Source organism: Paenibacillus montaniterrae (assembly GCF_018403185.1).
Taxonomy (GTDB): domain Bacteria; phylum Bacillota; class Bacilli; order Paenibacillales; family Paenibacillaceae; genus Pristimantibacillus; species Pristimantibacillus montaniterrae.
Map to the genome: position 1 here is coordinate 184882 of NZ_BOSE01000010.1, position 13752 is coordinate 198633.

Consider the following 13752-nt stretch of genomic DNA (forward strand, 5'->3'; position numbering starts at 1 on the left):
AGAACTGCTAGAGATTGGAAGGTGGAAGAGGATGAGCAATCCAACAGTTGCTGCCGATACGCTTAAGCGACAACCGAAGCGGAGCAGATTCAAATCGTATATACGCAAAACATGGCCGCTTCATGTGCTGCTGCTGCCTGCAGTCGTTATTGCATTCATTTATAATTACATCCCGATTATGGGAATTGTGATCGCGTTTAAAGATTACAAGCCGTGGCTTGGTCTCGGTGGTTCGCCGTGGGTAGGTCTCGATCATTTCCGATATTTGTTCGAATATCCCGACGGCATGCAAATTATTCGCAATACATTGATTATCGCGTTTGCCAAAATCGTTACGCAAATGTTTATTCCCGTAATCTTTGCCTTATTGCTAAATGAGATTCGAATAAAATGGTTTAAGCGTACCGCTCAAACCTTCGTATATTTGCCTCACTTTCTGTCCTGGGTTATTCTCGGCGGCATATTCGTCGACATATTGTCGATTCGCGGCGGCATTGTCAATCGATTTTTAGGTATGTTTGGCATCGACCCGATCTCATTCCTATCTAATGGCGATTGGTTCCGCGTTACAGTGGTCGTGTCCGACGCGTGGAAGGACTTCGGCTTCTCTGCGATCATCTTCCTTGCGGCGATTGCTGCAACTAGTCCTTCCTTGTATGAAGCGGCTGAAATTGATGGAGCGAACCGCTGGCAGCAGGTCATTCACGTTACGCTGCCTGCAATTACGCCAATTTTTATCGTAGTGGCCACTCTGTCACTCGGTCGAGTGCTGGATGCAGGCTTTGACCAGATATTCAACCTGTACAATCCGCTTGTCTACAATAAAGGCGATATTATTGATACGTTCGTCTATCGAGTCGGCTTGCTGGGCAGCCAGTACAGCTTTGCGACGGCAATCGGCTTCTTTAAATCGATTATCGGCTTCATTATGATCGTAATCAGTTATCGGCTCGCTTATAAATTGGCGAATTACCGAATCTTCTAGACAGGGAGGTGCGACATGCGATATTACTCCAATACGTACAAAGTATTTCAAGTGTTCAACTATATTTTTATTGGACTGCTCAGCTTGGCATGCATTATGCCGCTCGTTCATATTTTGGCGGTGTCGCTCAGCTCTCGCGATGCGGCAACAGCCAATATCGTCAACTTTATACCAATAGATTTCACGCTGGCGGCTTATAAGGAGACGCTGGGCAACGACAATTTCCTGCGCGCCTTATGGATCGGCGTACAGCGCACTGTGCTTGGCACCGTTCTGTCAATCGGAATTACGATGATGGCGGCCTACTCATTATCCAAGGAAAATTATCGGTTCCGCGGCAGAAACATTTATTCCTGGTACTTCATCGTCATTATGCTGTTCAACGGCGGTCTTATTCCGACCTATCTGGTTGTAAGCAATACTGGCTTGATGGACACGATTTGGGCGCTTGTTGTTCCGACAGCGGTAAATGTATGGAATATGATTTTGATGCTCAACTTCTTCCGTAATTTGCCGCCGGAGCTGGAGGAAGCAGCGCTGATCGATGGCGCGGGGCATTTCCGTACATTATTTTCCATATTTATTCCAGTTTCGATGCCATCAGTCGCAACTATTCTGCTGTTTACGATGGTTATGCACTGGAACTCCTGGTTTGATGGCATTATTTATATGACGAAAATACAGGATTATCCGCTTGCATCATTTCTTCATACGATTGTTGTAAAGGAGAACTTTTCCGAGGTCGGAGTTGACCTGGCGGCCTTAAACCAAATTTCGAACCGCACCGTTAAGTCATCGCAAATCTTTATCGGAGCGCTGCCAATCCTGCTTGTTTATCCGTTTTTACAAAAATATTTTGTGAAGGGCATCGTAATGGGTTCAGTAAAAGGGTAAGCATAACGCTCTTCGCCGATTTTCATGTAAACTAGACTTGAACATCTACGAGGAGCGGAGGTTTTACTATGAAGCGGCTCAATACATTCCAGAAAATTATTATAATGCTGTCGATTTTGCTGCTGCCCGTCATTTTGATTTATACGTATTCAAATCGCAATAGTATGGAGATCATCAAGAACGAGCTGATTCAGCTGACACTCAATCAGCAGGACTTTCTCGTCGAGCAGCTGGATATGATCAGCGAGCAGCTATGGAAATCTGCATACATTACGATGTCGGATACGAATGCGCTTATGCTGCAGCATGATTCGATTACAACGCCCGGGTATGACAACTTCAAAATTATCGAGGCGCTGGAGCATCATCTGCGCCTTGAAAGCACGTCTTACAGCTGGCAATACGAGCTGACACTGTTTTCACCTGTGACGGGGGCGTACATTACGACAGATGAGCGCAAATTCGATCTGGACTATTTCCAGCGGCATTTCTATACGAACTGGTCCTATGTAAAGCTGGAGCATGGAGACAGCGACGATTATTACTTCGTGCGCCATATGACTAAGCCATTCTCGCTGGAGCATAACCCGGAGGAGCTGGGCCTTATTCTGGAGGTCGCGATTCCGGCAAGCAATATTGCTTATTTGCTGGAGCAATTTACGACGGGCAGAACAGGCGAGCCGCTATTTTATCATCCACAGGAAGGCATGATTGCGCTTGAGGAGGCCGACCACGAGCTAACGGTTGCATTTAAGGAAGTGCTGGAGGCTCACGAGCTGGGATCAAGAGGCTACGATATTGTAAGCGCCTCAGGCGAGCAGTATCTTATGAACTATACGGAATCGACCTGGCATGGCTGGTATTTGATCGACTTCGTACCGCTCAAGTCGGTTGTAGCGCCGCTGGATCACAGCCTGCGCTCGTTTTATTACATTATGGGCTTGCTTATGCTGATTGGCGTTGTATTCGCGGTCGTCATTTACCGCAGCGTGCAAATACCAATTGTTGAGCTTATAAAAGGTGTGCGGCGACTGAAGCAAGGCAATTATTCGTTTCGGATCGCCGTTAAGGAGCATAGCGAGTTTCACTATTTGTTTTCTGAATTCAATCGGATGAGCGAAGAGACGCAGCAGCTGATCGAGAAAGTGTTTGTCAGTCAGCTAAGGGTGAGAGACGCTACGCTTAAGCAGCTGCAATCGCAAATCAATCCTCATTTTTTATACAACAATTTTGCATTTATTCAAAGCATGACGCAGATGGGCAACAAGGATGCGGTCATTGCCTTTACGCAGCATCTTAGTCAATATTACCGCTACACGACACGTACAGAAATGACTTCGACGGTGCTTTATGAAGAGCTGAACCTGATTCAAAACTATCTTGAAATTCAACAAATGCAAATGCTCCGTCTGGAATATGACATTCATGTGCCGCAGCCCTTGCTCGATCTGGAAATTCCGCGGCTGATCATCCAGCCTGCTGTAGAAAACGCAATCGTGCACGGCATCGAAAGGTCGCTGAAGTCCGGCCTTATTCGTGTAACAGGCAAGGAGGATGGGCCGTATGCGGTTATCGTGATCGAGGATAATGGCAAAGGGCTGCGGGAGGAGGAGCTTGAGAAGCTTCGTGCTGCGATGGCAAGGCCGATGCAGGATGAAATGGGCTTCGGGCTGTGGAACATTCATCAGCGGCTGCTTCTGTACAATGAAGACGGTCAAGGGCTCGCATTCGGAGCATCCGCGCTCGGCGGACTTAAAGTGGAGCTGTTCTTTCGCATAAAGGATAATGGACCATCTGACAACATCAATGAATCGGAGGGATCAGCATGATATCGCTGTTAATTGTAGATGATCATCCACATCAAGCCGACAGCATCGAGCATGTAGTTGCGGAGGCGCGTTTGCCGTTTATGGGCGCGATTTACAAAGCGTATTCCGCTGAACAGGCATTGGCGCGCTTTGCCAGTGATCCGATTGATATTGTCATAACCGATATTCGCATGCCTGAAATGAACGGTGTCGAGCTGATTGAGAAGCTGCGGGAAAAGTCGAGCGCGGTTAAATGCGTTTTATTGTCCGGCTACGCGGAATTTGAATACGCGCAGCGAGCGATGGAGCTGCAAACCTCGAAATATTTGATGAAGCCTGTGCAGAAGGCCGAGCTGCTGGCTACGCTGGAGTCGTTAAGCGAAGAAATTGCGGCGGAACGAAGAAGCCTTCAGCAGCAGGAGCGGACGATCGATGCGATGCGCGAGCATATGCCGCTCGTCAAAGGCGGGCTGCTGCAGGATTTGGTGCAGGGAAAAGCGATTATGCGACGAGATTTGGAGCGGCGGCTAGCCACGCTGGAGCTTCCCTTTGCAATTGGCGATAATGTTTTGTTTTTGGCGGTGCAGATGGAGGACGATTTGTCCGGTTACAACGAGCATGACAAGACGTTAATTAATTACGCCATGGCCAATATCGGCGAAGAGCTGCTGCAGGATTCGTTCCATGTCTGGCATGCTGCAATCGGCGAGCGCAACACCGTATTTGTCCTGAAGCCAAAGGAGCATAAAGGCAATTATGCACTTGAGCGGATGGAGCGGCGCGCTAAGGAAATGCAGCGCAGCGTCTACCGCTATTTGAAGCATATGATATCGGTTGGCATCGTCAACAGTCCGGTCGCCTTCCCCGACGAGCTGCACGAGGCATTTCAAAAAAGCAGACTGCTGTTCCGCAATCGAGAAGACAAGGTTGCAGGCTTATTTGCCACGATCAGCGACCTTCCACAGCCGAGGCTGTCCGGCTCTATCGACTCGCTATATCAGCCGCCTTCGCTGGCTAATCTGATGGAGATGGGGCGGTGGGACGACGCTGAGAAGAAGCTGCGAGCAATATTCCAGGAGCTGGAGGAGAAATGGACCGATTCCACGGAGTATGCGCAGGAGGTATTTTTTGTTATTGCGGGGTCCTATCAGTTTGTTACCCATAAGCGCGGCAAGCAGCTGCAGGAGACCATCGGACCGCTGTACAAAGGCATGCTGGAAAAGCATGAAAGCTGGGATTTGCCAACCTTTCGCGAGTGGGCGCTTCGCTCTTTATGCAAAATTGCCGAGGAAGAGGCACCAGCCCACCGAAATGCTGCATTGTCGCTGTCAAAGCGTGTGCGGCAATTTGTGGAGAGCCATTTGCATGAGGATTTATCATTGCCGATGATTGCAGAAGAGCTTGGCTTTCATCCTGCCTATTTGTCCAAGGCGTTCAAGCTGGAAACGGGCCAAACGCTAAGTGATTATTTGCTGAACAGAAGGATGGAGCATGCAGCGGATCTTTTGCGGAAAACGGATTGCAAAATTTATGAGGTAGCGGAGCAGACCGGCTACCAGACAACTCATTATTTCATTAAGCTGTTCAAAAATTTTTATGGCGTAACGCCGCAGCAGTATCGGAACCGCCAAATCGGCAGCAAGCGGCAGCCATAAGCCAATCGGGAGGAGAGAGAGCTATGACCTGGTGGAGCGGCAATACGCTGCGTCTTGTGCAAAATAATTTGCGTGAGATCGACGCGGATATGGACGTAGATTTGTTAATGAAACAGCTCAAGGATTTGCAGGCGAATGTGCTGATGATGAATGCCGGAGGCATATTTGCCTTTCATCCATCGAAGCTGCCATATCAATATGTCACGCCTTACTTGAAAAAGGACTTGCTGGGCGAAACGATCAGGAAAGCTCATGAGAACGGGATTCGCTTCATCGCTCGTTTTGACTTCAGCAAGGCCCATGAAACGATTTTCGAGCAGAAGCCGGAATGGTTTTATCGCTCGAAGGATGGTCGTGAAGTCAATTACTACGGCATCGTGCATACTTGCTTGAATGGGGAGTATCAGCAGCGGTATTCGCTCGATATATTGACGGAAGTGCTAACGCAATACGACGTAGACGGCGTATTTTTCAACATGTTCGGCTATCAAAACTGGGATTACAGCGGCAACTACTACGGCATTTGCTATTGTGACAGCTGCCGTACACGCTTCAAGGAAATGTACGGCATGGAGCTGCCAGACAATGATGATCACCGTTCGGAACAGTTTCGCAAGTATCGTGAATTTCAGGAAGTAACATCCGTTGACATTTTAGAGAAAATTCACGCGCATATTAAGCGGTTGAAGCCGAATGCCGCGATTAGCACCTACCATCCGCACAAGGTTGATATCGTGCGCCACGAATCAAATACGGCGCTGAACCGGCCGCATCCGAAATGGCTGTATTCCGCTGCGGAGAACATTATGCCGATTAGCGGCAGCTATGAAGGTAAGCTGACCAGCAATTGCTCGATTAATGCGATTGATTTAACCTATCGCTTTACCGGCGTGTCGCGTTATGAGACGGAAATTCGTTTATATGAAAATATCGCCAATGGCTCTGGCCTTGATTTCTGCATTATCGGCGCATTTGAAGGCTATCCCGACAAGGAAAACCTGGCAAGCGTAGCCAAAGTATTCCGTTTTCACAAGCAATATGAGCATTTGTTCGGCCGCTTTCAAGCGATGGCCGATGTTGTACTCGTCAAGCCTTCGCCATCGTCAATCCGCAATGCGCAGAAGGAATATTTAGGCGTGTTCAAAATGCTGAAGGAAGCTCATATAACCTTCGAGGTGATCAAGCAGGAGCGGCTGGAGCGGCTTACAGACAGCTCGGCAAGGCTTGTGATCTTGCCTGGCATTGAGCAGCTTTCGCAGCAAGAGCTGCGCATTGTTGAGTCTGCTCAAAACCGCGGCATGTCTGTACTGGCTACAGGGGGAGCGCTGGCAGCACAGGAAGAGGCGCTTGCAGCGCTGTTTGCTGCCAAGCCTGGAACATGGATTGAAGATACGACCGCTTCCTATGTGCTGACCGATGATAAGATGATGTTTCCCGAGCTGCAGCAAAGGGATTGGGTGATCGTGCATGGCCCGTTTGCCGCTGTTGAATTTGCTGCTAACACAGCTCGCAAGCTGCCGTATATAGCGGCGGCGAGCTTTGGCCCGCCAGAGCGCGCCTATGGGCATGAGCGAACGCCGCATTATGGTCTGGGTATTGCTCCGGCACGTAAGGAAGGCGGCGGTATCGGCGCATATATTGCCTGGAGTGTCGGCGAGCTTTACTATGAGCATGGCTTTGCCGATCACAAACAGATTGTGCTTGCTGCAATCGATCACGGATTGCGTGGCGAGCGAACATTGTTCTCATCTGCGCATCCGAGTGTAGAGATGACATTGTATCGACTGCCGGACGGATCGTACATGCTGCAGCTGCTTAATTTATCAGGCTTTAACGGCGTTACTTACGAGGAACCGCTGCCGATCAGCGATATCGAGGTTCGTCTTGCACGGATCGACTCGGTCACAGCGGCACATGCGCTTGGGAATGCGGCTGAAGCAACGCTGGAGGAGCTGTCGCAACAGCAGGGACAGGAGGGCTGTTCAGTCAAGCTGCATATTCCAAGGCTCGAAACGTACGCGGCCTATCATCTGATTTAGTAAAGGTAGTAGTTCAAAAGCAGGACTTGGTATCGAATATTCCAAATAGGAGGTTGCAGCCAATGAGCAGCGCAAGCTGGTGGAAATATCCGCTTCGAATTATACAGCCCAACATGCAGGTGAGGGATACTGATCAAATAGATCCGCAGCGATTAGCGCGACAGCTGAAGGAGATGCATGCTAATACCGTTGTGTTCAACGTAGGGGGCATTTACGCCTGGTATCGGTCAGAGGTTCCGTATCATCATATTAATGAATATTTGCCGGAGAACAGAGATTTGCTGGAGGAAATGATTACGGCGTTCCATAAGGAAGGTCTTCGCTTTGTCGCCAGATATGATTTCAGCAAGGCAGACGATTATGTCTACCAGAAGCGACCGGAATGGTTCGTTAGAGACACAAATGGCGAGCCCGAAATTATCGGCGCCAAGCGGCCAGGCAACTGGTCGCTGCTAATGTCGACCTGCATCAATACCGGTTATCGCAACGAAGAGCTGGCGGTGCCCGTGCTGAAGGAATCGCTAAGCCGCTATGACATTGACGGCGTGTTCTTCAATAATCCCGGTACGATCACCTGCCAATGCGGCAGCTGTCGCGACAAATACAAGGCGATGTTCGGCAAGGAGATGCCGGAGCAGCGCGCGGAGTATGACCGCTCCTGGTGGTCAGTATGTATGCGTCATAATATTGAGCTGCTGAACGATGCAATCAAAAGCGTGCGGCACGATGTACCTGTGCTTGGCTACTATAATTTATTTAACGAACGGCTGGCTGACCGCAAAGCGGGCACTGATCTGCTCTGTACAGAACCGCAAAATGTGTTGTCGCAAGGTCACCAAAATATTCCGGAGTTTTGGAAGCCGGCGCTCAGCATCAAGCTTGGCCGCTCCAGAGCGGAGGAAGCGGCACCGCTTGGCATTGTCCACTCCTGTCCGGGCATGGACTGGCGCCATACTGGCTTGCCGCCGGCAGACTATGCTTTCTGGCTGGCGCAAATTCCGGCCTATGGCGGGCAAATTTGGCACTCGCTTACTGGCGTGCCGGATACGATACGCGACAAGCGGATATTGAAAACTGTAACAGAGCATAACCGCAAGGAAGCGAAGCTTGCTGGTGAGATGCATGGCGCCGAGTCGCTTGCCGGAATCGCGCTGCTATGGCGCAGCGGCAAGTCGACAGAAGGCTGGGCGGACGGCTTGGTTAATCGTCAGGTGCCATTTGATATTATTCCGGAGGAAAATGCGGAGCTCGAAGTGCTGAAGCGATATCGCGTCGTCATTGTTCCTGAGCATTATCCGGTCGGCGCTGATGTGCTGTCCCGCTGGCGCTCATATGTTGAGCAAGGCGGTCGTCTAATCGTAGAAGGCAGACTGTCGGGCGGCGACAAGGAGCAGTTAGCCGAGCTGCTGGGCATTCAGCCGCGTGTCACGATTAGCGAGCGGCTTGCAGCCAGCTACTTAAGATTCGAAGGGGTGGACAATCCGCTGCAGAAAGGGATGGAGGATACAGAGCTCATTCCGCATAGAGGTCATGTTGTTTATTGCAAGCCAGCTGCAGGCTCGCGCGTGCTTGCGACGCTTGTCCCGCCATTCTCGCCGCTGGAAAGTGTCGGCGCTCCGCCAGAGCGAGCCTCCATGTCAGTTGAACGGACCGATATTCCGCTTGCTGTTCAGCACGACAAAGGAAGCGGCAGCGTTCTTTATTTGCCTTTCTCGCTAAGCGAACTGATTGATGAATTTAAGCTTGGGGAGCATTACCAGTTGCTTGATAATATAGTGGACATGACTGCGGGCAAGGAAAGGCTAATGAGAGTAACGCCGATTACAGGTTTACAGGCAACCCTTTACCGTAATGGTGATGCTCTGCTGCTGCATCTCGTTAACGGTACAGGCAGAAGGCCGCTGACTAATGCAGTGCCGCTTCACAATATCGAGGTTCGCTTGTCGCGCTCGTTATTGCCGAACACGGCTTCAGTTGCAGGAATGCTTGAAAATGGGGAGCTGCCTTTCACGGTGAACGAAGAGGAATTAGTATTTATGCTGCCGAAAATCGATGTATGGGAAATGATTAAAATTATCTAGGCAAAGGAGAGAGCATAATGGCGATTGATCCAAGTAAGACAAAGGTTGGTTTTATCGGTACGGGTGTAATGGGAAGCAGCATGGCCAAGCATTTGATGGGCGGGGGCTATGAGCTTCATATTTATAACAGAACGAAAGCAAAGGCCCAGGATCTGCTGGAGCTGGGCATGGTATGGCATGATACACCTGGCGAGGTCGCGGCGGCAAGCGATGTTGTTTTTACAATCGTTGGCTATCCAAGTGATGTTGAAGCGATTTATTTGGGCGAGGGCGGCATTATACAATCCGCGCAATGCGGCGCGTATTTGATTGATATGACGACGTCCAGCCCTGCGCTGGCAGTCCGTATTCACGAAGCGGCAGCGTCAAAAGGCCAGTTTGCACTTGATGCTCCTGTATCGGGCGGAGACGTTGGCGCGCGCAATGCGGCGCTGTCAATTATGGTGGGCGGCGATCAGCAGGCGTTTGCCGCAATTGAGCCGCTGCTGGCGTTAATGGGAAAGAATATTGTGCTTCAGGGCGGTCCGGGAGCGGGGCAACATACGAAGATGGTCAACCAAATTGCCATCGCATCGGGTATGGTCGGCGTGTGCGAAGCGCTAATTTACGCGAAAAATGCCGGGCTTGATCTGAACAATGTGCTGCGCAGCATTGAGTCGGGCGCAGCGGGCAGCTGGTCGCTGAGTAATTTGGCTCCGCGCATTATCGCTGGAAATTTTGAACCGGGATTTTATGTGAAGCACTTTATTAAGGATATGGGCATTGCATTGGATGCAGCCGCAGAGATGGGGATTGACCTGCCGGGCTTGTCGTTGGCGAGAGAGCTGTATGGACGAATCGCTGATGCTGGTCTGGCAGACAAAGGGACGCATGCACTGTATTTGGCCTGGGACTAATTCGAATCGCTTGGAGCGGAGGGAAACAAGATGAAGCAGCTGCCGATTGGCGCACTGATCAAGGGAGTTTATGCAGAAGAAGTAATTCCGTATTATTTGCAGCATGGCTTTGAAAGCTTTGGTATTACGTATTGGCAGACGACGGGCACAATCGACTTGGCGGAGCAAGCAAAGCGGGTACGAGAGCTGCTCGGCGACAGCGGCGCAACCATTTCCAGCCTGACGGTATTCGGCAATCCATTGACTGGTACGGGCGATAATGCAGACACGGTGGCAAGCTGGGAGCGCGCGATTGATCATGCGCATTTGTTCGGCACTGATCTCGTATCCGGGTTTACTGGAAGACTTACAGATGAGCCGATTCCGACTTCCTTGGCGAAGTTTGGTGAAGTATTCGGCGAGCTTGCACGTCGTGCAGAGGATCGCGGTGTCCGTCTCGCATTCGAAAACTGTGATATGCATGGAACATGGGAGAAAGGCGACTGGAATATCGCCCATAATCCTGCGGCTTGGGAAATGATGTTCAATACGCTGCCGAACGACAATATCGGCTTGCAATGGGAGCCTTGCCATCAGATGGTGAGCCTGATTGATCCGATTCCCCAGCTGCGCAAATGGGCAGGCAAAATCTTTCACGTGCACGGCAAAGACGCAACAATCGCCTGGGATGTCGTGCGCGAGCATGGCATTCATGGCCCGCATCCGTTCGTCTGGCACCGAACGCCTGGCTTTGGCGATACCAATTGGAGTGATGTCGTAACGATTCTAATGCAAAACGGCTATGAAGGCAGTATCGACATCGAAGGTCGGCATGATCCAGTATTCAGAGACGAGCTTGAAATGAGCGCTCAAGTCAGCGCGCTGCACTATTTGAAGCGTTGTCGCGGTGGCGATTATGTGCCGAATCCGCGCATTCAGTACGGGAATGGGATGCTGTAGAAGGAGGAGACAGTCGAATGAAGCTTAGAGCAGTGCTTGCTGGCTGCGGCAGCATGGGCAATCGTTGGCTGGAGTACGCGCTTGACCGCGAGGATGTGGAAATGGTTGCTCTCGTTGATATATTTGCCGCCAATGCGCAAGCGATGAATGAGCGCCACGGTCTGCAGCTCCCTGTGTACAGCTCGGTAGCTGAGGCAATCGAGGGGACAGGAGCAGAGCTGCTGCTCGATACATCGATTCCAGATGCCCATGCGAGCAATGCGATTGCCGCGATGCAGCGCGGAGCAAACGTGATGATGGAAAAGCCGATGGCCGTCGCAATGGAGGATGCGTTGCGTCTGATCGAAGTGTCCGAGCAAACAGGCCGCTTCTGCGCTGTTATGCAGAACAGAAGGTATACGAAGGAAATCAGATCGCTCAAGCAGGATCTGGACGCAGGAATAATTGGCAAGCCAGGATTTGTTGCGGCTAATTTTTTTCTTGGTCCCCGATTTGGCGGCTTTCGCGAGCTGATGGAGCATCCGCTAATTTTGGATATGGCGATTCATACCTTTGATGCAGCCAGATATTTGATTGGCGCAGATCCCGTATCCGTATACTGTCACGAATTCAACCCTGAGGGCAGCTGGTATGAGGGGAATGCATCCGTCATATGCATATTCGAATTCAGCAACGGCGCGGTGTTCTCCTACAATGGAAGCTGGAGTGCACTTGGCCATGCAACATCCTGGGAAGGCGAATGGCGCATACATGGTTCAAGGGGCTCAGCTCTATGGGACGGCAATCATCCGGCGCTATATCAAGTGAAGCAGTTGGAGGCTGATGCAAGCGCAGATGCACTCTCTACATCCGAGGGTGTCATTCATTGGCAAGGGCAGGAGCGCCGCGAAGCATGCCTGAATGAGATGTTTGCCGCTCTGCAGTCGGGCAAGCGGTCTGAAACGGATATTCGCGATAACATTTATAGTGTGTCGATGATGCTTGGTGCGATAGAAAGCGCGAAGCGGCAAACGAAGATCATGCTATCCGAGCTTTTGAACGAATAGTATAATCAAGCCAACGAGAAGCGATGAAATAAGGAGGTGGCATCATGAAGGTGCTGCTGGCATTTGATTCATATAAGGGCAGCCTTGCTTCCTGGGAGGCCGGCAGCGTCGCTGCACAGGCGATCCGTTCGGTTGTGCCAGATGCAGATTGTGAAATTGTGCCGATGGCTGACGGAGGCGAAGGAACTGTAGAAGCGGTCGTCCGAGCGACAAGCGGCAAGTACGAGACGATCCGCATTAGCGGCCCGCTTGGCGAGGAGGCTGATGCGCGAGTCGGCCTTATTTGCGATAAGGAAGGTCAGCTTACTGCGGTACTCGAGGTTGCCGGCATATGCGGCTTAACGATGGTCGGCGAGAGTGGACCTAATCCGCTGGCGGCAAGCTCGTCTGGCGTTGGCGAGGCTATCGTACATTTGCTGGATAAGGGTCTGCGACGCTTTGTCATAGGGCTGGGAGGAAGCGCGACGAATGATGGAGGTATGGGAATGCTGGCTGCGCTTGGCGCGGAATTTCGCGATGCTGACGGAGTGAGGCTGGCTGGTTCAGGCGGTGATTTGCTGCGAATTGATTCAGTAAGGCTTGATCGCTTGGATGAGAGGCTTGCGGAGTGTCGCTTCACGATCGCTACCGATGTCAGCAATCCGCTTTGCGGTCGGCAGGGCGCAACGATGGTGTACGGCCGCCAAAAGGGTGTTACAGATGAGCTGGAGATTGCGTTAGATGAAGCGATGAATCGCTATGCTCAAATGGTGGAGCGGGCGCTAACCGAGAATCAGCATCACACGCTCCAGCAGCTCACTGGAGCCTTTCCAGCCGCTAGAAAAGAGGTCAGCTCCAACTTGCAGAACAGATTGGGAGCAGGCGCAGCTGGCGGTCTAGGCTTTGCTCTAATGGCAATTGGAGGCGTGGCAGTCAGCGGTGCTGATTGGATCATCGAGACGTCTCAACTGGCAGATCGGGCCGCTCAAGCGGATTGGGTAATTACCGGCGAAGGCCGAAGCGATCATCAGACGCTGTACGGCAAGCTGCCGCTTAAGGTTGCTGAGGCAGCAAAAAGAGCAGGAACAGGCTGCATTCTTATATCCGGCAGCCTCGGTGACGGCATCGAGCAGCTTGCGCCTTACTTTCATGGCTGCTTCTCGATTGTACAGGAGCCAAGCGAGCTAAAGCATTGCATGGAGCTGGCTGAGCCGCTCCTGGAACGAACCGTCCGTGAAGTTTTTCGGCTTATTCATTTTTTGAATAGATGAAGTCAGGCGAGAGGGAAAAGACAAGGGCGTGCAGTCGCAGTCTGGTGCGACTAATAAACTTTGGAGCGAGGCGCTTCATAGCTGCAAGCGCAGCTGGGGACGCTTCGCTTTTTTATTTAATAAAAGTGTTGTGCTTTGTGCTGCTTTTCATAATAATAG

The 13752-nt window shown here is 51.1% G+C and carries 10 protein-coding genes; all 10 read left to right on the forward strand.

Features of this window, described 5'->3' with window-relative positions; genetic code table 11:
* Positions 1–31 precede the first annotated feature (31 nt).
* The 10 genes from KJS52_RS22100 to KJS52_RS22145 all read left to right on the forward strand — a co-directional run bounded on the left by KJS52_RS22100 (position 32) and on the right by KJS52_RS22145 (position 13593).
* Positions 32–985: an ABC transporter permease gene (locus KJS52_RS22100; protein ID WP_213519461.1), complete on the forward strand. Its 954-nt coding sequence runs from the start codon at positions 32–34 to the stop codon at positions 983–985.
* Positions 986–1000: 15 nt separating this feature from the next.
* Positions 1001–1879, forward strand: a complete 879-nt coding sequence (locus KJS52_RS22105; protein ID WP_213519462.1) for a carbohydrate ABC transporter permease — start codon at positions 1001–1003, stop codon at positions 1877–1879.
* Between the two features lie 68 nt (positions 1880–1947).
* Entirely contained in the window at positions 1948–3708 is a 1761-nt protein-coding gene (locus tag KJS52_RS22110; RefSeq protein WP_213519463.1) for a sensor histidine kinase, read from the forward strand.
* Positions 3705–5342, forward strand: a complete 1638-nt coding sequence (locus KJS52_RS22115) for a response regulator transcription factor (RefSeq protein WP_213519464.1) — start codon at positions 3705–3707, stop codon at positions 5340–5342. Before KJS52_RS22110 ends, KJS52_RS22115 begins: the two co-directional genes overlap by 4 nt.
* Before the next feature lie 23 nt (positions 5343–5365).
* Positions 5366–7381 carry a family 10 glycosylhydrolase gene (locus KJS52_RS22120; protein ID WP_213519465.1) on the forward strand — a complete coding sequence of 672 codons (2016 nt, stop codon included), beginning with the start codon at positions 5366–5368 and terminating at the stop codon, positions 7379–7381.
* 62 nt (positions 7382–7443) lie between these two features.
* Positions 7444–9462: an alpha-amylase family protein gene (locus KJS52_RS22125; protein ID WP_213519466.1), complete on the forward strand. Its 2019-nt coding sequence runs from the start codon at positions 7444–7446 to the stop codon at positions 9460–9462.
* A 17-nt stretch (positions 9463–9479) separates the two neighbouring features.
* A complete protein-coding gene (locus KJS52_RS22130) occupies positions 9480–10358 on the forward strand; it encodes an NAD(P)-dependent oxidoreductase (protein WP_213519467.1) in 879 nt (292 codons plus the stop codon).
* A 30-nt stretch (positions 10359–10388) separates the two neighbouring features.
* Positions 10389–11297: a sugar phosphate isomerase/epimerase family protein gene (locus KJS52_RS22135; RefSeq protein WP_213519468.1), complete on the forward strand. Its 909-nt coding sequence runs from the start codon at positions 10389–10391 to the stop codon at positions 11295–11297.
* Between the two features lie 17 nt (positions 11298–11314).
* A complete protein-coding gene (locus KJS52_RS22140) occupies positions 11315–12343 on the forward strand; it encodes a Gfo/Idh/MocA family protein (RefSeq protein WP_213519469.1) in 1029 nt (342 codons plus the stop codon).
* A gap of 44 nt (positions 12344–12387) precedes the next feature.
* Positions 12388–13593, forward strand: a complete 1206-nt coding sequence (locus KJS52_RS22145) for a glycerate kinase (RefSeq protein ID WP_213519470.1) — start codon at positions 12388–12390, stop codon at positions 13591–13593.
* The last annotated feature ends 159 nt before the right edge of the window (positions 13594–13752 follow it).

Excerpts from the sequence above, each read along its gene's own strand:
- KJS52_RS22100 (WP_213519461.1), top strand. The coding sequence starts at position 32 with ATGAGCAATCCAACAGTTGCTGCCGATACGCTTAAGCGACAACCGAAG.
- KJS52_RS22105 (WP_213519462.1), top strand. The coding sequence starts at position 1,001 with ATGCGATATTACTCCAATACGTACAAAGTATTTCAAGTGTTCAACTAT.
- KJS52_RS22110 (WP_213519463.1), top strand. The coding sequence starts at position 1,948 with ATGAAGCGGCTCAATACATTCCAGAAAATTATTATAATGCTGTCGATT.
- KJS52_RS22115 (WP_213519464.1), top strand. The coding sequence starts at position 3,705 with ATGATATCGCTGTTAATTGTAGATGATCATCCACATCAAGCCGACAGC.
- KJS52_RS22120 (WP_213519465.1), top strand. The coding sequence starts at position 5,366 with ATGACCTGGTGGAGCGGCAATACGCTGCGTCTTGTGCAAAATAATTTG.
- KJS52_RS22125 (WP_213519466.1), top strand. The coding sequence starts at position 7,444 with ATGAGCAGCGCAAGCTGGTGGAAATATCCGCTTCGAATTATACAGCCC.
- KJS52_RS22130 (WP_213519467.1), top strand. The coding sequence starts at position 9,480 with ATGGCGATTGATCCAAGTAAGACAAAGGTTGGTTTTATCGGTACGGGT.
- KJS52_RS22135 (WP_213519468.1), top strand. The coding sequence starts at position 10,389 with ATGAAGCAGCTGCCGATTGGCGCACTGATCAAGGGAGTTTATGCAGAA.
- KJS52_RS22140 (WP_213519469.1), top strand. The coding sequence starts at position 11,315 with ATGAAGCTTAGAGCAGTGCTTGCTGGCTGCGGCAGCATGGGCAATCGT.
- KJS52_RS22145 (WP_213519470.1), top strand. The coding sequence starts at position 12,388 with ATGAAGGTGCTGCTGGCATTTGATTCATATAAGGGCAGCCTTGCTTCC.